General features: G+C 53.2%; 25 protein-coding genes and 1 tRNA gene. 20 read left to right on the plus strand and 6 right to left on the minus strand.

All coding sequences use genetic code 11. From position 1 onward, the window contains the following. Window position 1: 1 nt before the first annotated feature. The 4 genes from AAGJ81_10525 to AAGJ81_10540 are packed head-to-tail and all read right to left on the minus strand — an operon-like array spanning window position 2 to window position 3,694. Window positions 2-1,048: a VWA domain-containing protein gene (locus AAGJ81_10525; protein ID MEM0966571.1), complete on the minus strand. Its 1,047-nt coding sequence runs from the start codon at window positions 1,046-1,048 to the stop codon at window positions 2-4. Further along, window positions 1,045-1,728: a DUF4381 family protein gene (locus AAGJ81_10530; protein ID MEM0966572.1), complete on the minus strand. Its 684-nt coding sequence runs from the start codon at window positions 1,726-1,728 to the stop codon at window positions 1,045-1,047. The genes AAGJ81_10525 and AAGJ81_10530 overlap by 4 nt, the downstream gene beginning before the upstream one ends. After that, on the minus strand, window positions 1,725-2,657 hold the full coding sequence (locus tag AAGJ81_10535; protein ID MEM0966573.1) for a DUF58 domain-containing protein: 933 nt from the start codon (window positions 2,655-2,657) through the stop codon (window positions 1,725-1,727). Before AAGJ81_10535 ends, AAGJ81_10530 begins: the two co-directional genes overlap by 4 nt. Window positions 2,658-2,704: 47 nt before the next feature. Then, on the minus strand, window positions 2,705-3,694 hold the full coding sequence (locus AAGJ81_10540) for an AAA family ATPase (GenBank protein ID MEM0966574.1): 990 nt from the start codon (window positions 3,692-3,694) through the stop codon (window positions 2,705-2,707). Between the two features lie 241 nt (window positions 3,695-3,935). Here AAGJ81_10540 and AAGJ81_10545 point away from each other — a divergent pair, with 241 nt between their 5' ends. The 3 genes from AAGJ81_10545 (at window position 3,936) to AAGJ81_10555 (ending at window position 7,002) form a co-directional block, all read left to right on the plus strand. Beyond that, window positions 3,936-5,393: an NADP-dependent isocitrate dehydrogenase gene (locus tag AAGJ81_10545; GenBank protein ID MEM0966575.1), complete on the plus strand. Its 1,458-nt coding sequence runs from the start codon at window positions 3,936-3,938 to the stop codon at window positions 5,391-5,393. A 110-nt stretch (window positions 5,394-5,503) separates the two neighbouring features. Beyond that, a tRNA-Ser gene (locus AAGJ81_10550) sits at window positions 5,504-5,593 on the plus strand. A 158-nt stretch (window positions 5,594-5,751) separates the two neighbouring features. Continuing rightward, window positions 5,752-7,002 carry a hypothetical protein gene (locus AAGJ81_10555; GenBank protein ID MEM0966576.1) on the plus strand — a complete coding sequence of 417 codons (1,251 nt, stop codon included), beginning with the start codon at window positions 5,752-5,754 and terminating at the stop codon, window positions 7,000-7,002. A 73-nt stretch (window positions 7,003-7,075) separates the two neighbouring features. Here the strand turns inward: AAGJ81_10555 and AAGJ81_10560 are convergent, their stop codons facing one another. Both AAGJ81_10560 and AAGJ81_10565 read right to left on the minus strand, forming a co-directional pair. Further along, window positions 7,076-7,264: a hypothetical protein gene (locus AAGJ81_10560; protein ID MEM0966577.1), complete on the minus strand. Its 189-nt coding sequence runs from the start codon at window positions 7,262-7,264 to the stop codon at window positions 7,076-7,078. Window positions 7,265-8,174: 910 nt separating this feature from the next. Continuing rightward, window positions 8,175-8,696, minus strand: a complete 522-nt coding sequence (locus tag AAGJ81_10565; GenBank protein MEM0966578.1) for a helix-turn-helix transcriptional regulator — start codon at window positions 8,694-8,696, stop codon at window positions 8,175-8,177. A gap of 537 nt (window positions 8,697-9,233) precedes the next feature. On the opposite strand from AAGJ81_10565, the gene AAGJ81_10570 reads away from it, so the two are divergent. The 17 genes from AAGJ81_10570 to AAGJ81_10650 all read left to right on the plus strand — a co-directional run bounded on the left by AAGJ81_10570 (window position 9,234) and on the right by AAGJ81_10650 (window position 18,076). Further along, window positions 9,234-10,043, plus strand: a complete 810-nt coding sequence (locus tag AAGJ81_10570) for a hypothetical protein (protein ID MEM0966579.1) — start codon at window positions 9,234-9,236, stop codon at window positions 10,041-10,043. A gap of 30 nt (window positions 10,044-10,073) precedes the next feature. After that, window positions 10,074-10,562 (plus strand): hypothetical protein, encoded by a 489-nt coding sequence (locus tag AAGJ81_10575; GenBank protein ID MEM0966580.1) that lies wholly within the window; start codon window positions 10,074-10,076, stop codon window positions 10,560-10,562. Window positions 10,563-10,569: 7 nt separating this feature from the next. Beyond that, complete coding sequence (locus tag AAGJ81_10580; GenBank protein MEM0966581.1) at window positions 10,570-10,836, plus strand: hypothetical protein; 267 nt, start codon at window positions 10,570-10,572, stop codon at window positions 10,834-10,836. After that, a complete protein-coding gene (locus AAGJ81_10585) occupies window positions 10,833-11,123 on the plus strand; it encodes a hypothetical protein (protein ID MEM0966582.1) in 291 nt (96 codons plus the stop codon). Before AAGJ81_10580 ends, AAGJ81_10585 begins: the two co-directional genes overlap by 4 nt. Before the next feature lie 98 nt (window positions 11,124-11,221). Next, on the plus strand, window positions 11,222-11,356 hold the full coding sequence (locus AAGJ81_10590) for a hypothetical protein (protein MEM0966583.1): 135 nt from the start codon (window positions 11,222-11,224) through the stop codon (window positions 11,354-11,356). Then, on the plus strand, window positions 11,353-11,820 hold the full coding sequence (locus AAGJ81_10595; GenBank protein ID MEM0966584.1) for a hypothetical protein: 468 nt from the start codon (window positions 11,353-11,355) through the stop codon (window positions 11,818-11,820). Before AAGJ81_10590 ends, AAGJ81_10595 begins: the two co-directional genes overlap by 4 nt. Window positions 11,821-11,833: 13 nt before the next feature. Beyond that, window positions 11,834-12,736, plus strand: a complete 903-nt coding sequence (locus AAGJ81_10600; protein ID MEM0966585.1) for a hypothetical protein — start codon at window positions 11,834-11,836, stop codon at window positions 12,734-12,736. A gap of 61 nt (window positions 12,737-12,797) precedes the next feature. Continuing rightward, a complete protein-coding gene (locus tag AAGJ81_10605) occupies window positions 12,798-13,061 on the plus strand; it encodes a hypothetical protein (GenBank protein MEM0966586.1) in 264 nt (87 codons plus the stop codon). Between the two features lie 33 nt (window positions 13,062-13,094). Next, window positions 13,095-13,607, plus strand: coding sequence for a hypothetical protein (locus AAGJ81_10610; GenBank protein MEM0966587.1), 513 nt, complete (start codon window positions 13,095-13,097; stop codon window positions 13,605-13,607). Next, entirely contained in the window at window positions 13,600-13,797 is a 198-nt protein-coding gene (locus AAGJ81_10615; protein ID MEM0966588.1) for a hypothetical protein, read from the plus strand. The genes AAGJ81_10610 and AAGJ81_10615 overlap by 8 nt, the downstream gene beginning before the upstream one ends. 93 nt (window positions 13,798-13,890) lie before the next feature. After that, entirely contained in the window at window positions 13,891-15,375 is a 1,485-nt protein-coding gene (locus tag AAGJ81_10620) for a DnaB-like helicase C-terminal domain-containing protein (GenBank protein ID MEM0966589.1), read from the plus strand. Window positions 15,376-15,903: 528 nt separating this feature from the next. Then, window positions 15,904-16,146: a hypothetical protein gene (locus AAGJ81_10625; GenBank protein ID MEM0966590.1), complete on the plus strand. Its 243-nt coding sequence runs from the start codon at window positions 15,904-15,906 to the stop codon at window positions 16,144-16,146. Window positions 16,147-16,240: 94 nt separating this feature from the next. Then, on the plus strand, window positions 16,241-16,882 hold the full coding sequence (locus AAGJ81_10630) for a hypothetical protein (protein MEM0966591.1): 642 nt from the start codon (window positions 16,241-16,243) through the stop codon (window positions 16,880-16,882). A 44-nt stretch (window positions 16,883-16,926) separates the two neighbouring features. Continuing rightward, window positions 16,927-17,268 (plus strand): hypothetical protein, encoded by a 342-nt coding sequence (locus AAGJ81_10635; protein ID MEM0966592.1) that lies wholly within the window; start codon window positions 16,927-16,929, stop codon window positions 17,266-17,268. A 58-nt stretch (window positions 17,269-17,326) separates the two neighbouring features. Continuing rightward, the gene (locus AAGJ81_10640) at window positions 17,327-17,554 is read left to right on the plus strand and encodes a hypothetical protein (GenBank protein ID MEM0966593.1); all 228 of its coding nucleotides are present in this window, start codon (window positions 17,327-17,329) and stop codon (window positions 17,552-17,554) included. Further along, complete coding sequence (locus AAGJ81_10645; GenBank protein ID MEM0966594.1) at window positions 17,551-17,808, plus strand: hypothetical protein; 258 nt, start codon at window positions 17,551-17,553, stop codon at window positions 17,806-17,808. The genes AAGJ81_10640 and AAGJ81_10645 overlap by 4 nt, the downstream gene beginning before the upstream one ends. A 43-nt stretch (window positions 17,809-17,851) precedes the next feature. Continuing rightward, on the plus strand, window positions 17,852-18,076 hold the full coding sequence (locus AAGJ81_10650) for a hypothetical protein (protein ID MEM0966595.1): 225 nt from the start codon (window positions 17,852-17,854) through the stop codon (window positions 18,074-18,076). The last annotated feature ends 30 nt before the right edge of the window (window positions 18,077-18,106 follow it).

The following is an 18,106-nucleotide window of genomic DNA, read 5'->3' on the forward strand; positions in this document are numbered from 1 at the left end:
TTTACGGAAGTGAACGGAATCGAGTGTTTGAGAGGATCAATTCTATTCCAAAAATGACCGATGCTGCGATCAGGGGCCAGATATACAGCTCGTCAAACTGAGAGTAGTGACGAAGTTTCACCTCAGTGGTTTCCAGGCGATCAATTTCTTCGTAGATCGCCTTTAGCTCTTCGGTGTCAGTTGCCCGATAAAAACGCCCATCGGTGATCCTCGCGATCTCCTGGAGGGTTTCTTCGTCAACGCGGCTTTCAGCGTAGCCCTGAAAAACCGGATCACCGTTGGGACGGCGGATGATGCGGTCGTTTCGATCTACAGCGGGCATCGGCACTCGTCCTGATCTTCCGGCTGCGATCGTGTAGATTTTCACTCCAAATGTCCCGGCTGCTTCGGCAGCGGCGATTGGCGGAACTTGGTTTACGTTGTCTTCACCATCGGTGAGGAGAACTACGATCCTGCTTTCGGCAGGGAGGTCTCGCAGGCGATTCACACTCATACCAATGGCGGGGCCGATTGCCGTTTGCGTTCCGTCGATTAACCCCGTTTCGATCCGATCAAGGTTCTGGAGGAGCCATTGGTGGTTTAGGGTGAGGGGGCTGACCAGAAAACTCTCTTTGGCAAAAGCGATGAGACCGATCCGGTCGTTGGGCCGTCTCTCGATGAACTCGGTTACCGCCCGCTTGACGATTTCCAGACGGGTCGCGAGTTCCTCCCGAGATGCGAAATCGAGTGCGTTCATTGAACCGGAAACATCAATCGCGAGAACAATATCAATACCGCTGGATTCGATTTCGCTATGGCCGCTGCCGAGTTGAGGCCTCGCTAGAGCTGTTAAGACCAAAAGAACTGCGAGCAGACGAGCGAAGAAGAAAAAGCCTCCGACTCGCGACCGAGATCCTTTCGAGACCTCTTTGGCAAGCGCGACCGAGGAAAAGGAAAGTGCCGCGTTTCTCCCCTTCCTGCCCCGCAGGTAGATCCAGATGGGAAGGAGCAGAGCCAGCCAGAACCATTCCGGGTTTTTGAAAATGAAATCGCTTACCGTGGGGGTCATTTTTGCTCGTTTAACTCCACAAACTGGACGGCGGTCTCGACCAATGATTTGATTTCAGCAGCGTCGAGAGTCCGTCTAGCGTATTTCGCCTCATCGAGAGTCGAGAGAAACGTATTGAGATTCCGAACAGCCCCTGGAGGGATCTGGCTTCCATCCTTGACCTCCATCAGAAACTCTTCGGTGGTTTGCTCAGGGGCTCGAACTCCCGTTGCTGCCTCAATGTATTCTCGCAGAACGCGGGAAAGCCGGGCTGGGATTTCTTCGACCTTCTTGGAAATGAGAAGATGCTGGATTTCCTTTTCTTCGTCTTGGAAGATTTCGAAAGGAGTCATTGGTTTTTCGCGATTCAGGCGTTTTAGAAGCCAGACTACAAAGAAGGTCAATAGGACTGCGGAAACCAGAATCGTCGGCACGGCCCAATACCAATTTTCTTCCCAGAACCCTGGAACGATAGGTCCGCGGATAGGACGAAGACCCTCTTGGGCAAGAGTTTGGGAGTAGAAGGTAATGAATAGGATAGGAGTGCGAAGAACTCGTAGATTCGTTATCGATGCAATAAGAACGAGGTTTGAGTAGAACTGCTTCGCAAAGAGACCGGGGCGGACTAAAGTCCACGGTCCGAATCCCTGGAGCGCGGACTTCAGTCCGCTTCGGCGGTAGGAGTCTTCCAGCAGCCTCATCGCCGTTTCCCCCTTCCTTCGAGGTAACGCCGCAACCGGTGAATGTAGGGTTCACCCGTTTTAAGGGATAACCTTCCGAGCCCCAGCTGATTGAATGCCCGATTCATCTTGGTCAGACGATTCTCGTTCTCCTTCTCATAATTGGATCGGAGTCTCCGGCTCGACGTATCAATCTCCACGGTTTCACCTGTTTCCAGATCTTCCAGGGTAATTCGCCCAACCGGTGGGAGATGATGTTCCCGTTCATCAGAGAGGAAGATCGTTGTGAGGTCGTGCCGTCGATTGGTTCGCGAAAGAGCTCGGAACACCGCATCTCCCCGAGGGTTGTCGGGATCGGGAAGTCGACCGTCGGGGCCTTGGAGAAAGTCGGAAATTACAAAGACGACAGCCTTCCTTTTCAGCAGCCTGTTCATGTGGTCGAGAGCATCCGGGAGGTCGGTTCCCTTGCCCTCGGGCTCAAAGAAGAGAATCTCTCGGATCACCCGCAAGATGTGGGAACGCCCTTTGCGCGGAGGCACATAAGTTTCGATGCGATCGCTAAAGATGAGGAGGCCTACCTTGTCGTTGTTTTTGGTAGCTGCAAAGGCGAGGACGCTTGCGATTTCTGCCGCCAGCTCCCTTTTTGATTCGGACTCCGATCCGAAAGATCCCGAAGCAGACAGGTCGACAAGGAGCATCAAGGTCAGCTCGCGTTCCTCTCGATAGATTTTGACAAAAGGTCGATCCATGCGCGCGGTGACATTCCAGTCGATTGAACGGATCTCGTCCCCTGGTGCATACTCACGAACCTCCTCAAAGTCCATTCCCTGTCCCCTGAAGACGCTGTGATAGGCCCCGGATAATGCATCGGTCACCATCCGGTTGGTCCGGATCTCAAGTCGGCGGACCTTTTTGAGGATGTCCCGCGTCTTCTGTTCCTGGTCAGGCATTGCGATGACGATTCCCGGATCGAATAGCAAGCGAACTGAAAAGTGCTCTAGGGGACAGCAATCGTGTCGAAAACGCGGGAGATGATTGGCTCGCTGGAGTAGCCCTCCGCTTCTGCTTCGTAGGAAGGGATGATCCGATGCCGCAGAACGTCCATGCCGATTGTCTTAATATCATGGGGAGTGACATAGCCGCGCCCTTGGAGAAACGCCCAAGCTTTCGCAGCAAGCACGAGTGAAATCGTGGCCCTTGGACTCCCACCGAACTGAATGAAGTGATCCATATCGAGTCCGTATTCACTGGGTTTCCTGGTAGCAAAAACGAGATCGACGACGTATTGCTGTAGCTTTGGATCGACGTAGATCTTATCGACTGTTTCCCGGGCGCGAAGAATCTCTTCAAGGCCAATTACTGGATCCACGGTCGTATTTGGCTTAGTCGTCGCCATCTCCTGAAGGATCCGCAGCTCCTCTTTCTTCTCCGGGTAGTCGACCTTGAGCTTGAGCATAAAACGGTCGACCTGTGCTTCGGGGAGAGGGTAGGTCCCTTCCTGGTCAATCGGGTTCTCAGTAGCCAGCACCAAAAAGGGAGCGGGGAGGTGATGAGTTTCGTCGCCCAAAGTCACCTGTCTTTCCTGCATCGCTTCCAAGAGAGCGCTCTGCACTTTTGCGGGTGCTCGATTGATCTCATCGGCAAGGACAACGTTGGCAAAAATCGGGCCCTTTCTCGTCTGAAATTCGCTGGTCTGTGGGTTGTAGATCAGTGTTCCGATCACGTCCGCTGGGAGAAGGTCCGGGGTGAATTGGATGCGGGAAAAGTCTGCCCTAATTGCTGTGGCCAAAGTTCGCACCGAGAGGGTCTTTGCGAGTCCGGGAACTCCCTCAAGGAGGACGTGTCCATTGGCGAGAAGGCCAACGATCAGGCGGTCAATCATGTATTCCTGGCCGACGATTACCTCGCGAATTTTATCGCGCAGAGTGGGGACCCAGGTCGCAGTCTCCTCGACTTCTTTTTGAATTTCTTCGGGTGTTAGGCTCATTTCAGGGTTTATCGAATTAGTACGGAGGAAAAAGAGTCTGGATAGGGATTTCGCGTTCAAAACTCAAGGGAGTAGTCGGGTAGAGATACAGGATAGGAACCCGGTTTGAGCGCTCATATTCCCGCGGGGAGATCCTGTGGTCGCAATTCTTCCCCTTTCCGGTCTTTACAAGACTAGGATTGCTGACAATGATCATCGGCTTGCCTTTTTTCTTTCACTTCAACTACGAAAACCTACGAAAATGAGCGAATCTACGAGCATCACGGTCGCCAAAGGCGACGGAATCGGTCCCGAAATCATGGACGCTACCCTCCACATCATTCAGGAGGCGGGCGCGAGTCTGGACATTGAAGAAATTTCGATTGGAGAGAAGGAGTATCTCGCGGGTAACACGGCAGGAATTGCACCCGGTTCGTTCGATTCTATTCTACAAACGAAGGTTTTTCTCAAAGCTCCGATTACCACCCCTCAGGGAGGTGGCTACAAGAGCTTGAACGTTACCACGCGGAAGGCTCTCGGTCTTTATGCAAATGTCCGTCCCTGCGTTTCCTACCATCCATTTGTAGACACCAAACATCCCAAGATGGACGTGGTGATTGTTCGGGAAAATGAGGAAGACCTTTATGCCGGGATTGAGCACCAACAAACTGTTGATGTCACCCAATGCTTGAAGCTGATTACGCGTCAGGGAACAGAGCGGATCGTTCGTTACGCGTTTGAATATGCGAAGGCAAACAACCGTAAGAAGGTCACCTGCTTCACCAAGGACAACATCATGAAGATCACGGACGGCCTCTTTCACAAGGTCTTCGAGGAGATTGCTCCTGAGTACCCGGACATTGAGAACGAGCACTGGATTGTCGATATCGGTGCGGCAAAACTTGCTGACACACCCGAGAATTTTGACGTGGTCGTGATGCCCAATCTTTATGGGGATATCCTAAGCGACGTAGCGGCACAGATTGCTGGTTCGGTTGGTCTTGCCGGTTCCTCGAACATTGGGCCAGAGCACGCGATGTTTGAGGCCATTCACGGTTCGGCTCCCCGGCGCGCAGGACAGAACCTAGCGAACCCTTCAGGCCTTTTCCTCGGTTCGATCCTCATGTTGATCCATATCGGTCAGATTGAAGCGGCGGAGCGTGCACACAACGCTTGGTTGAAGACCATCGAAGAGGGGATCCATACCTACGATATTTTCAAGGAAGGCGTAAGCACTGAAAAGGTAGGCACGAAGGAATTCGCTCAGGCGGTCGCGGAACGGGTCGGACAGGAACCTGAAACCCTCCCCGCTGTCTCTTACAACAAGGGTGCAGCCAGCTTTGAAACTAACCCCCCGTATGATCGTCCAGTTGTTGTGCGTGAACTCGTCGGAGTAGACGTTTTCTGCGAGTTCAAAGGCACAACCGATGAGATTGCAGCGCTCCTCCAAAAGTGTAACGGCGAGGATTTGAAGCTTCGTATGATCTCGAGTCGGGGAATGTCGGTATGGCCGGATGGTTTCTCCACGACTCTTCTCTGCGATCACTGGCGTTGCCGCTTTCTCATCGAAGACCCAGAAAATGGTGGACCACTTCCTCATTCGGAAGTGATTGCGCTTTTAGACCGCGTCAACAAGTCCGGTCTCGAGTTCATCAAGACAGAGGGTTTATACTACTTCGACGGAAAGCCTGCGTTCCAGATGGGACAGGGGCAGAAGTGAAATCCGCAGAAGCGGATTTCACGATTTGAGATCGCAGATTTCAGATTTGAGACTACGACTCTGCCCTTGACTCGGGGAGTAGCCGGGAGATTCGATACCGAAGACTTGCTGGAGGAGTGCCAGAGTGGTCGAATGGGCCTGACTCGAAATCAGGTAAACCGGAAACGGTTTCGGGGGTTCGAATCCCTCCTCCTCCGCCAATTTTAAGGCCGTAAATCACTAAATAACAGTGGTTTACGGCTTTTATTTTTGGGTGGTGCCAAAATTTGGCAACTTTAGACACTTGACAAAAGCGGATGTTTTTGGTCTGTTTGCTAGAAAATAGGCGTATAGAAAAGCGGATAAAAAGGAGGAATATATGATTAGGCATCCATCGGATTTTTCCCTGACACCACGCTCTGGTGCGACGAAAGGGAATCTTTTTCGATCCGGCGGTAAACGAAAAGATGTGATTTACTGTCGTTTTTTTGTGACTCGCAATGGCCGGAAGAAAGAATTTAGGCGATCTACGGGGGAAACTACGGTGGTTGAGGCGCGAGCGAAGGCTTGGGCTTTTTGGCAAGAGGCGAGGGGTTTGACTGGGGGCAGTGAACGGGTGCCTCTCCAGCGGGCGACGAGTCCGAAGTTGGGTAAGATTGTCGATTTGTATGTGGAGCGACGCACGGATATTTCAGAAGCGTCTGAGCATACGGTAACGGATTACATTGGCTCGCTTCGACGGGCGGTGCAGTTGGTCGAGAAAGAAGATTGGCGGGATGTGAACCTGTCCCGGATTTCAGATGATTTTATGCTGCGCTGGTGGAAAGGCAGGTATGCGGCGCGGGGGCTTGTTTACGGGGATCCCGAAGATGTGGATGAGTCGTTGAATGCTTCCCTGAACAGCGAGACGCAGAATATGCGGGCGATCTTTGGACGGCATGCGTTGCAGGTATACAAGGATGAGGGAATGGTGATCCCGGATTCGTTACAGCGGTTTTTGACGATGCGGAAGCTACCGGCCGAAGAAGATGGATTTGAGCCGATCCCCTCTGAAGATGACTTGAAAATCCAAGTGCTTTGTCAGGCATCCATTCATCGTGCTCGGGGTATTGAGTACAGGGTGCCGGTGGATTGGGCGGAGGAGGTGCCACCGGCAGAGATCGCCGTGGCCTGTGAGATGGCTCGTTTTGCGGCTCTCACCCGGAAAGAGATTTATGCGGCGCGGGTGGACTGGTTTGCTGAGGACCTCCGATCAATCGATGTGCGGTCTCGGGTGGATGAAAAGTTTCGAACGAAGCGGGGAAAAAAGAACGGGATTGTGCCTTTAAATCCAAACCGGGTGCGTTGGTGGTTTGAGGCGTTGGGTTCGCAAGAGTTTGTTTTGCCTGGCGAAGAACACCCGCGCTGGATTACTTGTCGCACGAAAGTGGGTCTATGGCTTGCACCCTTCCTATCTGGCCGCAGAATGAGGTTGCATGAGCTGCGTAAGATGGCCGGTTGGGACGTGTGGAAGGCGAGTGGTAGCCTTTCGGCTGCAGCGGCTTTCTTGCGGGATCGAGAAGAGACGGCGCGAAAGTACTACCTACCTAAAAAGCACAATGCGGCGCAGTTCGGGGTAGAAGGGTTGTAAATCGCCCGTATTGCGAAGGCCGATTGCTGGTGCGCCCTATCGAAACGCATCGCGATAAAAATCGCCCGTTTTTTTAATCCTCGGTTTGAAGTTTTAAGCACTGGCGAACGTAGGCAGCCAGTTTCAGCCCGCCTGCGGCTTTGGCGGCGCGGACTACTTGCGCTTTTTCGCGAGGTGTCACCGGGATCTCAATCTTAGAGGTCCGTTTTTCCTCGTCGCTTTTTGTGGCGTAGTCGTTTCCTTTGTGGGCTGGAGGTGACATGGTTAGAAGCTAATAAAAAGGGAGGAAAGGAATCAATCCTTTCCTCCCTGTGTGTAAAATAGTCAGTGGGTGCTGGAAGTGTATGCGGAACCGCCACACCACTTTGAACAATGATGCCTCCATCTCGGCTTGTCTCGATTGTAGCATGGACCAGCCTTGAAACTACCATCGGGCGCAAGTGGACAGAGGAACTTCGGGCCGATAAACTCAAACCTCCTCGGGGCTGTTTTCCCTCCTCCTGGCTGGCCGTGATCACTGGAGTTTTCTTTTACCTGTCGAACTACAACAGATTTTGGTTTAAGTTCGACAATTTGGTAAAACTCAACGTTGGTTTGATCGTAGCCCCAAGAGGTGTACGCCACATCACCGACGCTCCAATGATCAGAAGCCTTCGCGGCTTTTCGAGGTTTGCGGTTTTTCTCAATTTCAGTTTGCCGCTCAACAACCGTTTGAAAATACTTCCAAGCGCGTTCGGAATTTTGGAATTCGTAATATGAATGAGGCTTAGCGGCCGTGCCAGTCCATATTGTCAAAATTACTTTGGTTTTATCTCTCGGGTGAGAGCGAAAAACGCCAACTACTGGAACAGCTTTGGCGCATACCTTCCTTCCTCCTGGCTTTTTGGTTTCCTGGTCGATTAGTGCCTCACGAAGTCTTTTCCGTTCTGCTGCGTTTCTAGTGTAGTATAATCCTCTCGTCATTGGTTTTCCTTGCATTTCTGGTGGTCCGGGTGCCGCCCGGTCGGTCAATCAGTAATTGATTGTACGTTATGGTTAACCCTGCGTTCCGGCAAAGTAAAGTTTTTTCATGAAAAAACTTTAAAAGGTAAGTAAAGTAGTCTTACGGTTGATAACACCACTTACCCAAAAGACCAAACGGACACGGTTGGTAATCCCGTGAGATCGGGCAATTAGGCCGTTTGGTCTGGTCCGGGAATTGGATCAGAACTTGTCGGGGGTCGTCCTTGGTTTTGCGTTTGACCTGTGTTTTTTTTTGGCTTTGCAGGGTAGGGTATCGGATCTTCAGCGGCTTGCAGCGGGCGGTCCCAAGTCCTTCCACGGGATTCTCGAGCCATGTCGGCCATTCGGCGAATCATCGCCGAAAGATCAGGCTCTTCGGTCATCATTTCGTTGATGACTGTAAGGTCGTCTCCTAATCCACTTACTACAGTCTCGGCCGGCCGAATTGCAATTGTCGTCGGATCAACTCCAGCTTCTTCAAGTAAATCGGTGATCCAAGCCATTGCGATTTCCGTTTGGATAGACTGAGGCCACAGCCTCAGCACTCGTTGAAGCATCTCAGGAGAAAGGGCTCGCCCGCGAGCAACTTTGCTTAGTTGCGCAGGATACATTCCTGCTGCTCGAGCGAGATCTGACATCGTCCAGTCTTTTTGAGAGGCCGCTTGGCGAAGAACAGTAATCGTCCGGTGCATAATAATTTTCCTTTTTGGATAATATTTTCGTTGACGGCAAGAATAATTGAATATCCTTTATGGGAAATAATTCCCCAAATGGATAATACCGAGCTAGAAGACATTAGGAAATCGTTGATGTGCCAAGCGAAGTTTAGTCGTCGTCACGCAAGGTCATCAGGAGAGCGAAGGGCCGCTCAAATCTGGCATGACAAGATCAGGGATTTAGAGATCACGATCCCCGAAGACGAATCCCCCACCCAAACACCCGAGCCTGCGGACACCAGTCGTGGTGAGTAGATGGAGCACGCTATTTTTTGAATATGGTAAGTAGTCGTCCAGTTCGCTGCCGCAAGGCGATTGTGGAGCCTCGGCTTCATGCAAAGCAGATTGCTGCGATACATTCGGTGACCGTCAAAACGGTTTCTCGGTGGGCCGAACAACGTCAGTTCAGGGAGTGGGCTCGCCTGCCTAATGGATCAATAGAGGTTCCGATCTCAGCGTATCAGGATTTTTGCGACCGACACCGTTTAGGCGCCGCGCATTAAATTTTTAAAAATGGCACTAGAAGAACAGCAAGCGATGATGACTCTGGACGATTCCAGTGGTCTGCCGCTTGAGGTCATAGAGCGGCACGAGAGCCAAGAGTCTTCTCGATACACAGCGGGACGCCTGGAAACCGAACGGCCGCAAGTTTACCGGGCGGTAGTGGCATTGCTTCGAGCTGGCTACTCACCCGAAGAGACTGCGCAAGAATTGGGGATGCATTTCTACACCGTTAATGCGGTATCGATCAAACTCCCGGAAGTTGTCGCAGTCGGTAAAAAGACAACGGCGCGTTTGGCCCATGCAACTGGCCGAAGGGCGTTGGAAAAGATCCACGATTTCGTTGAGTCCCATTCGGTCAAAACTTGGAACGACGCGAAGAGCGCGGCGATGGTTGCGGGCATCACGATTGACAAAGGTCAGGTGTTGGACGGGGAACCCACCGAGATCCAAGGGCATACAAGCCCCAACTTGCTACAGGTTGGCGAGATGTTTAGAGAGCTGGCTGCGAGTGCAGGTAAACCCGTTTTGACAGAGAAAAACGGGGAGCAAAAGAGCGGTTCGTTGACGGCTGGATTGGCGGTTGGGCCTGGGTTTGTCGCGGCGGCTGTGCGGTCGGAGATGGCATCCGAAGCGGATAAGGAAGCGGATAAGGTTTTGCAAAGCGTTGATAATCAAAAGTCAAATTACGATAAACACTTGATTGATAAGCAGGGAGAAGCGGAAGTGACGGGTGGTGATGATGCCCCGGCTGTAGTTTCCGCCGAAGGGGGGCGGGGGGGGTCGGCCGATTCATCTGCGCCCCATTCTATCGATGGGTAGTTTCCATGGAAATTTTATGGCTAAAAGGGGATGAGTAAGGGAACCAACATTTGGTATGAGAAGGATTTGGCGGATCGGTTGGGTCTGCAACGGAATATTCTGGCGCGGGCGCGGCGGAACCTGAAGTTGAAAGAGGGCGAGGGGTTTGGCTACGGGCCGTCGGGGCGGATCTATTTGACGGTGCAGGGGCGCAAGGCGGTTTTCGGTGAGCTGGAGATAGAGGAGCCGGAAGAAGAGAGGGGTTCTGATTCTGAAAAAAATTCTGCGCGCGGCGCGGAGAGTGGAGGAAACGGCAGGCGGTGGACGCCGCCGAAGTCTCGAGAGGGGAGTTTCGTGCGGGCGTTGCGGAATCCTAAGTTGATCGAGGTGAGGCTGGAGGGTGAGGAGGCGTGCACGCTGGTAAGGGTGCAGTCGAATGCGAATTTCACGGCGGGGATGACGGTGAGGGCGCGGCCGCCGATGGAGGGGTCGGTTTGGTATCTGGAGGGGCGTTGCCCTCGATACAGGGGAAGGTGGTAAGATGATTATGGAAATCTATTCGGACCCGGAGACGGGGGTGGTTGAGGCGGTGAATTGCCCGGAGGAGCGGCCGGAGCTGACGCGGTTGGCTTTAGACTTTATGGGGGATCATTTGGCGGCTGTGCGGCGCGAGGAGGGGCTTGCGGGGTTTGGATGTCCGGTGCTGTTCCTGCGGTCTCCTTTGGATCGATTGGAGGGAGGACCAGAACAGGTAACAAAAAATTTGGCCGCGCCGGTGTGCGTTGATGTGCCAGGACGGAGGGCCGGATTGTGAGGGCGTTGCGTGAGGTGGTTGAGGAGTTGTTACGCGTGCCGGAGAATATGCCGCGTGAGGTGGTTGTGCGCTGCGAGGTGGGCGGTTTGGCCCGTGGGACGGTGCTGGAGTGGGATGAGGAGTTGCGGGCGTATTGTGCGGGCAGGACTTGTGTCTTTGGATGGAGGGTGGCCCAGGGGTGGCAGGAAGAGTTTGGGCCGCTGTGGGAGTGGCGAGAATCCGCATTGGTGGCCGGGCAAGAGGGGTTTGCTTATATGGGGCCTTTGCGGAGGACAGCGGTGCTATGAGCGACGAAACACCATATGGCCGCGTGAGGGAAGTTCTGAGAGAGAAGATACCAGCAAGCAGACTTCACCCGCATGAAATTGAAACCGCTAGGGAAGAAATGAATGAAACCGAAACAGAGGCTTTAGAGAGAATGCTTGAGGGTAAGGACGCAAGTGAGCTTCTCGTGATTGTTCAGCTCGAATACCAGGGGCGCAAGCGGAGACGAGTGAAACCAAGCAAGGATCAGAGATGAGCAAATCCATTGATCAGATTATTCAGGAAACTGCTTTTCGGATAAAAGCACTGCCGCTGGGAACGGATGTCGGCGATGAGGGGTTTATGGCCGAACTTAAAAGTCTGAATAAAGAGGCCCGCAGGCCAATGGTCGAGGCAGCCAACCGGAGGGATCCCGAAAACAAAAACATCAAGGTTCTTGCCGCAGATGAGAGGCGGAGACTCATGAAGGCAGCGAGGGCAGATGCCGATAGTGCTTTCTTTTCTTTGGCAAAGATTCTACTGGGAGAGCGGGCATTTGCTAGAGTCGAGACGATCAAGAAACATACCTCGCACAAGCTAGCTAGTTCACAGTTTTGGCAGGTGGGGGTTTGGAGAGGCGCGGGTGACTTTGTTGTGCTTGGTACGGACGTAAAAAGACCGGAGGCGTTTTTAAAGGCAATGAAAGAGGCGGCTGAAAATCCTCTAATCACAACTGCTTAGGACAAATAATTCTATGGCTGGAGATTGGATCAAGGTGGAAATGACTACGCCCGATAAACCCGAGGTTGTGCAGATGGCGGCGAGGCTGGATTTGGATCAGGATGCGGTTGTCGGCAAGTTGGTGCGGATCTGGATTTGGGCCGATAACAACTCGGTTGATGGTAACGCTGTGAGCGTTACATCTGCGTTTCTTAATCGTATCGTGTTTTGCCAGGGTTTTGCCGAAGCGATGCGCGAGGTCGGTTGGCTGCATGGGGACGATGGTAATCTGATTTTCCCGAACTTTGACCGTCACAACGGTAAAACGGCTAAGAAGAGGGCTTTAGCGAATCGGCGGGTTGCCGATTTACGTGAAAAGAAACGCTTTGGTAATGATAATGTAACGCCCGAAGCGTTACAAACGCGTATACCAGAGAAGAGAAGAGAAGAGTACAGTACTCCCCCTACCCCCTCCTCTGAGGGGGCGGAGAAAAATCTTGCTCTTGAGGAATCAAGCGAAGCGCAGAATTTTGAAAAAAATATTTTTGGGCGGGCGGGGTTTCCTACTCGGGCTCAGTTGAATCGGGCGAACCGGGATGAGTTGAAGGCGATCATCGATGGGGAGAGCACGCCGGTGATGATGCGGCTGAGCGGAGCGGTGAAAAACCGCTCGGCGGGGAAGAGGTGGTCTTGGAGGGAGTTGAAGTTGTTGATGAATCTCGGGAATCTGGATCGAGAGGATCTCGAGGTGGTTGAAAAATATGCGGCGACCGCTGCCAAGGGACCGGACGACAAGGATTACCGGAAAAGGGATTTGGCAACTTTGCTTGGGGATTGGTCGGCTTATCCGGTGAAGTGCCGGGGTTGGTTGGAAGAGTTGGGGGATGGAGAGGCGGAGGATGCCGAGGAGGTGCCGGGGGTGGTGAATGCTGTATGAGGCGAACCACGGATTGCACGGATGGACACGGATTCGTTGGGAATTTAGAATTATGAAAGAGATGGAGATAGAAAAAATCAAGCTGACCCTAGCTGGTCAGGAAGTTGAACTGACCATGGAACATGCCAAGGAACTGAAGAGTGTTCTGGAGAACCTTTTCCCGTCGCAGAAAGTGGAGACAATCCCGTTTCCTGTTCCGCAGCCGTATCCTGTTCCCGCCGCTCCGCCAATAATCATTGAGCGATGGCCAGAGACTCCGTGGTGGCAGCAACCGACAATCACTTGTGATGGTGAATCAAACATTTTGTGCATGACCGCAAAATGATCCCTCGCAACTACGAAGAAAGGAACAGAGGCAATGAGTAAGGTGATACAGATGGCGGCGGAGACTCGGGGGCGCGTGGAGTTGGTGCCTAAGGGGGGCAATGGGGTGCTGCATGAGATGGTGGATGCGGAGTTTGCGGCGCAGGTGGAGGTGCAGCGCAATGATGCTCGGCGGACTGCGGAGCGGTTGCGGGATCAACAGGTGGAGGTGGCGCGGTTGTTTACGCTGCTGCTCGAGGCTGCGGGGGTCGATGAGTTGATGGAGCGCGGTGAGTGGGATGCGGCGTTGGAGCAGGTGAGGGATGCGAGGGAGAAGGTTGAAGGGAGAAGTTTACCATCAACCGTTCGACAAGCTCACGACGTGCAGGGCTTAGGTTCGCAGAGTGAGGAGATAATGCTCATTCGCAGAATCGTTGGTCGTTGGGAGGACCACAAGGATGTTGATTTCGAGAAATCGAAGCCGGTTGATTTGCTTAAACTGATCGATGACGCGGTGGTCGGAGTGGTGGGTCACCCGAAGACACAGAGGGAAGATAGTGGTGAGTGATCTTCTAGGAGGTGTTTACGTTTTTCCGCGACGTCGGTCGGGGTTGGCTGTCCGGGTTGTGTTGGCGTTTTTGTGGATGGCACTGGGGCGGCTGGGTGAGTGGCTGTTTTGGGTGGGAATTGGGCTTGTGATGCTGGTCGGGGTGTTGGGGGCAGTTGTTTTTGTGATGAAGTTTGTCGGGAATTTTTAACCACGGATTACACGGATGAGCACGGATTTGGAACGGGATGAAGAGGCGAACGTCGAACTTTTAACGTCCAACGCTGAACTTTGAAATGGGATTATGGATACACGGGTGAGCGCGGATTTTGAAGAGGCGGGGGTGAGGACGCCGCATTCTATTGATGTGGAGCGGGCGGTGTTGGCCTCGCTGATGCGGGAGGATTCTGGGGTGGCTTTTTTTGGGGATTGCGTGGCTGCGGGGGTTAGGGAGGAGGCGTTTTTCCGCCCGGCGCACCGGAATATTTGGACGGGGGTTGTGGGGGTTCACGAGCGGGGGATCGATGTGGATGAGATCGCGGTGGAGAATGAGTTGCATGGGCGGGGGCTGCTGGAGGAAACGGGCGGCCGGTCGGCGATCAATGAGGTGTCGGAGTCGGTCAGTAGTACGTCGTTTGCGGAGAGTTGGTTGAAGCAGTTGGTGGATTTGTGGAAGATGCGTCAGGCGCAGCGGGCGGTGAGGGCGTTGCTGGAGGTGGTGCAGGAGCCAGCGGCGGATTTCCGCGAGGTGCAGGGGCGGATGACGGAGTTTCTGACGGAGTTGAATGGTTTGTCGCTGGAGGAGCGTCACGAGTCGCCAAGTGAGATGGCGGCGCGGGTGGAAAAAAACTTCAATGCGTGGCTGGATGGGCGCGAGGAGGAGATTGACCGGAGCCGTGAGGTGGTGTGGGGGATACCGCCGTTGGATGACACGTTTGGAGCGATCAATCCGGCGAAGGGGGAGTTCCTGATTTTGCTGGGGGCCGATAGTGGCAAGGGGAAATCAGCGTTGGCGCGGCAGGTTGTTTGGAATAACCGCAGGAAGGGGAAACGGGTGGCAACGTTTCTACTGGAGACTTCACAGGAGCTTTGGCCAGAGCAGGCAGTCTCGCAACAGGCGCAGATCAATCTGGAGGTGGATGCGGAGGCGACGCGGCTGGGCAAGAGGGGCGAGGAAAAGATTGAGCGGGCGCGGGAGTTGATGACGCAGTGGCGGCGGTGGATCGATGATGAGGAGTTGTTGATGGATGAGGTGTCGCGGTCGAGTGCGCAGATTGCGGCGCGGGTGAAGCAGTTTGAGGCGCGGACGGGCCGGGTGGATTTGATTGTTGTCGATTATTTACAGGAGATGACAGCCCCAAAGGCGGGGGTGCGCACGGATGAGACTTTGCACCAGAATTGCCAGGAGTTGAAGGCATTGGCCAAGGAGTGTGGGTGCCCGTTGATTTTGATCAGCGCGATCAACAATACTTACGATGCCAAGTTTGGGCCGAGTGAGAATGATTTTCGCGGGAGCCGGGCGATTTCCTATGCGGCGGATGTGTCGTTTATGATGTGGCGGCCGGAGGAGGATGCCAATGGGAATGCGCAGAAGGATGTGAAGGACAATGGTGAGCCGAGGTTGACGTTCCAGCAGAAGATCAAGCGGGTGAAGGGGCGTGGGCGTGCGTTGGGGTGGACGTGGGTGACGTTCCAGCCGCGTTATACTCTTTTCTGGGGGTTGCCGAAGCCGGAGATGCGGGGGCGCAAGCCGCATGATAAGGAGCTGGAGGAGGCGGAGGAGTTTTGAACCTGCTTTGCATGAGCTACGCAGGTCAAGAGTGTGAAGGCAGATTATGATTACGATTAAGATTAGGATTAAGAGAAAAAGGCAATGAATAGGTATGAAATAGACTGGTCCACAGGACCAAACCATGTCGGGTTTTACAGTGGGACTGTAACGGTTTTCGCAGATGACGAGGTTAGCGCTATCGAAATTGGTCTTCGTAAGGCGGCCAAGGATATGTGTTGGCGTTTAAAGCTTAAATGTAAGGGCGTTCGCCGAGTTGAATGAAAGGCGGCAGCGATGAGGACGGAGGATTGTGTTCGGTTTTCTCCTGAGGAGTTGGAGCGGCGGATGGATGCGGTGCGGTTATCCTGGATTGGCCACAAGTGCTCGTTTGCGCGCGGGGAACGGACGCTTAAGGGGACGATTGTGAAGATAAAGGATATATGGGAAATGGATCACGCAAAGACGCAGAGACGCGGGGGAAAGGAAAGATGGCGAACTTTGAACATCGAACGTCGAACTTTGAATTTTAAGTGATGGGACGGGAAGATGGAGAACCAAACGAGATTTGCCGAGCCGGAGCTGACGCAGCGGATGGAGGCGGCTTTGCTGGGCTGGGTGGGGCACTCGTGTACGTTTGTGAGGGAGGGGAAGAAGAGGAGAGGCAAGCTGGTGGGCGGTGAGTATTTGGGGATGAAGCGGGGGAAGAGTCAGTTCCGGGTGTTGGTCGAGGGGAAGAGTGGCCAGCAGGCGTGGGTGGATTTCCGCAGGGATGAGGTGAAGGTTTTTTGAACCTGCTTTGCATGAGCTACGCAGGTCAAGAGGGTGAAAAAGATGGCGAACTTTGAACTTCGAACGTCCAACGTTGAACTTTTGAAATCGAATTATGGATACAAATAAAGACACAGAGATAGAGGTGTTTCCGGTGAGATGGGTGGTGATTGATCTGGAGACGACTGGGTTGGACTGGCAGAGGCACGGGATCGTTGAGATGGCTGCGAAAACGGATTCTGGTGAGGTGTTTGAGCTGGATTGTGCGCCGTTTCATCCACCGGAATCCGTGGAGCTGGAGGCACTTGGGATCAACGGACGCCTTTGGCCAGTTGGCGTAACACAGGGGAACTCCTGCTCCTGGAATGAACGCTTGATGCCACAAAACGAGGCGGTGGTGCGGTTGTTGTTGTTCTTGATGCAGCTGAATCCTGGTGGGCGGTGGACGCTTGTGGGGCGGAATCCACGGTTTGATATGGGGTTTTTGAAGAACGCTTCCGGGTTGACAGATCGGGTGTTGGATCAGGAGCCGATTGATCTGCACGATTTGGTGCGGGCAGAGTTGGTGCGGCGGGGCAACCGCCCGGCTCGATTTACTACGGATGAACGGTATTCGATTTTAGGCTACGAAACCGAGCCGTTGCCTCATACGGCAGTTCAGGGGGTGAACGGTGCGTGGGAGGTGGCGCGGAGGTTTTTGACCGCAGATTACACAGATGGACCCGGATTGAACACTGACGAGAGGGGCGGCGATTAGCCGTTCCCTCGTCGGACTGGTTATACATACGAACTTTCAAAATTATGAACATACAAGACAAACCTAAGATCGTCTGCCTCTGTGGCAGCTCTCGCTTCTACAAAGAGTATCAAGAAGCTGAATACCTAGAAACCATGAAGGGGCATATATACCTGTCGATTGGCTTTTACCCTCACGCAACAGATGAAATGCATGGCGAGGGTGTTGGACATGACAGCGCCGAAAAGGTCGCGCTCGATGAACTACACAAGCGCAAGATCGATCTAGCCGATGAGGTCTATGTTCTGAACGTAGGGGGCTATATCGGAAACTCTACGAAGTCCGAAGTCGCCTACGCCGAAGAGACTGGCAAGCCGATCCGCTGGCTCGAACCTTCATTTGTATAACGCTGAGCGCACTCGCGCCGAAGGCGTTCTAATTTCTTAACACGACGAAATAACTAATATGAAAACTGATTGGGAAAACTACAGACAACTAGAGAAGGGTGAAATCATTCGCTCATACGACCAACAACTCTCGCCGGAGGGAGATGGGCATGAGGGCGATGGGGATTGGGACGAGGTAAGCACTTGCAGGGTTGGAACACCAGCGAGCGACCCAAAACCGATGGGACACATGATATACCGCAGACCTCTTCATTTAGATAACGCCGAAGTGAGGGACGAGCAATGAAAGTGACCAAGCATGGTAATCCTGCTATTGAGAAACCGGGAGACGATACAGGTTATGAGGCCGGAAGGGTAGCTCGTTCCTCTCAACTGCCTGGTTCTGTAGCCTACATTTGCCCGGAATGCCACGGAGAAGACACGCAGGGCATGTGGTGCTCAGTGTGCGGTGGTCGTGGCGTAGTCTATGTAAAACCGCGTCGCTACAAATACTTCGATCAACGAATTTCTTCGCAGAACGGAAAGGTCTATGATGAGTGACGAGGAACGAGGAAACGAATTGATCGAACCGTATGGTTCTCGGATGGCTGACCGCTGGACTGAAAAACAAAAGGAGATAGCTTACAAGGTGAGCAACGACATAGCTGAAGGCATCGACTGTAAGGAAAGTCGAAAGACTCTTAGGATGTGTGTGGCGATATGGGCTGACCTTTACTGCGATCTAAACACAGGCAAAGAGGCCACTGCATCGGAGAGGCTCCTGAAAAAGCTAAATGGATTTCTTTCCGAGAACAAGTTGATATCCTAACTTTGCAAAGATATCGACAGAGGAAGAGGG

The organism is Verrucomicrobiota bacterium, assembly GCA_038744685.1.
GTDB lineage: Bacteria > Verrucomicrobiota > Verrucomicrobiia > Opitutales > Puniceicoccaceae > Puniceicoccus.

Excerpts from the sequence above, each read along its gene's own strand:
- AAGJ81_10560 (MEM0966577.1), bottom strand. The coding sequence starts at position 7,264 with ATGTCACCTCCAGCCCACAAAGGAAACGACTACGCCACAAAAAGCGAC.
- AAGJ81_10650 (MEM0966595.1), top strand. The coding sequence starts at position 17,852 with ATGGCTGACCGCTGGACTGAAAAACAAAAGGAGATAGCTTACAAGGTG.
- AAGJ81_10575 (MEM0966580.1), top strand. The coding sequence starts at position 10,074 with ATGAGTAAGGGAACCAACATTTGGTATGAGAAGGATTTGGCGGATCGG.
- AAGJ81_10580 (MEM0966581.1), top strand. The coding sequence starts at position 10,570 with ATGGAAATCTATTCGGACCCGGAGACGGGGGTGGTTGAGGCGGTGAAT.
- AAGJ81_10570 (MEM0966579.1), top strand. The coding sequence starts at position 9,234 with ATGGCACTAGAAGAACAGCAAGCGATGATGACTCTGGACGATTCCAGT.
- AAGJ81_10635 (MEM0966592.1), top strand. The coding sequence starts at position 16,927 with ATGAACATACAAGACAAACCTAAGATCGTCTGCCTCTGTGGCAGCTCT.
- AAGJ81_10525 (MEM0966571.1), bottom strand. The coding sequence starts at position 1,048 with ATGACCCCCACGGTAAGCGATTTCATTTTCAAAAACCCGGAATGGTTC.
- AAGJ81_10545 (MEM0966575.1), top strand. The coding sequence starts at position 3,936 with ATGAGCGAATCTACGAGCATCACGGTCGCCAAAGGCGACGGAATCGGT.
- AAGJ81_10605 (MEM0966586.1), top strand. The coding sequence starts at position 12,798 with ATGGAGATAGAAAAAATCAAGCTGACCCTAGCTGGTCAGGAAGTTGAA.
- AAGJ81_10540 (MEM0966574.1), bottom strand. The coding sequence starts at position 3,694 with ATGAGCCTAACACCCGAAGAAATTCAAAAAGAAGTCGAGGAGACTGCG.
- AAGJ81_10645 (MEM0966594.1), top strand. The coding sequence starts at position 17,551 with ATGAAAGTGACCAAGCATGGTAATCCTGCTATTGAGAAACCGGGAGAC.
- AAGJ81_10530 (MEM0966572.1), bottom strand. The coding sequence starts at position 1,728 with ATGAGGCTGCTGGAAGACTCCTACCGCCGAAGCGGACTGAAGTCCGCG.
- AAGJ81_10565 (MEM0966578.1), bottom strand. The coding sequence starts at position 8,696 with ATGCACCGGACGATTACTGTTCTTCGCCAAGCGGCCTCTCAAAAAGAC.
- AAGJ81_10640 (MEM0966593.1), top strand. The coding sequence starts at position 17,327 with ATGAAAACTGATTGGGAAAACTACAGACAACTAGAGAAGGGTGAAATC.
- AAGJ81_10535 (MEM0966573.1), bottom strand. The coding sequence starts at position 2,657 with ATGCCTGACCAGGAACAGAAGACGCGGGACATCCTCAAAAAGGTCCGC.
- AAGJ81_10590 (MEM0966583.1), top strand. The coding sequence starts at position 11,222 with ATGAATGAAACCGAAACAGAGGCTTTAGAGAGAATGCTTGAGGGTAAG.
- AAGJ81_10595 (MEM0966584.1), top strand. The coding sequence starts at position 11,353 with ATGAGCAAATCCATTGATCAGATTATTCAGGAAACTGCTTTTCGGATA.
- AAGJ81_10610 (MEM0966587.1), top strand. The coding sequence starts at position 13,095 with ATGAGTAAGGTGATACAGATGGCGGCGGAGACTCGGGGGCGCGTGGAG.
- AAGJ81_10630 (MEM0966591.1), top strand. The coding sequence starts at position 16,241 with ATGGATACAAATAAAGACACAGAGATAGAGGTGTTTCCGGTGAGATGG.
- AAGJ81_10625 (MEM0966590.1), top strand. The coding sequence starts at position 15,904 with ATGGAGAACCAAACGAGATTTGCCGAGCCGGAGCTGACGCAGCGGATG.
- AAGJ81_10555 (MEM0966576.1), top strand. The coding sequence starts at position 5,752 with ATGATTAGGCATCCATCGGATTTTTCCCTGACACCACGCTCTGGTGCG.
- AAGJ81_10600 (MEM0966585.1), top strand. The coding sequence starts at position 11,834 with ATGGCTGGAGATTGGATCAAGGTGGAAATGACTACGCCCGATAAACCC.
- AAGJ81_10620 (MEM0966589.1), top strand. The coding sequence starts at position 13,891 with ATGGATACACGGGTGAGCGCGGATTTTGAAGAGGCGGGGGTGAGGACG.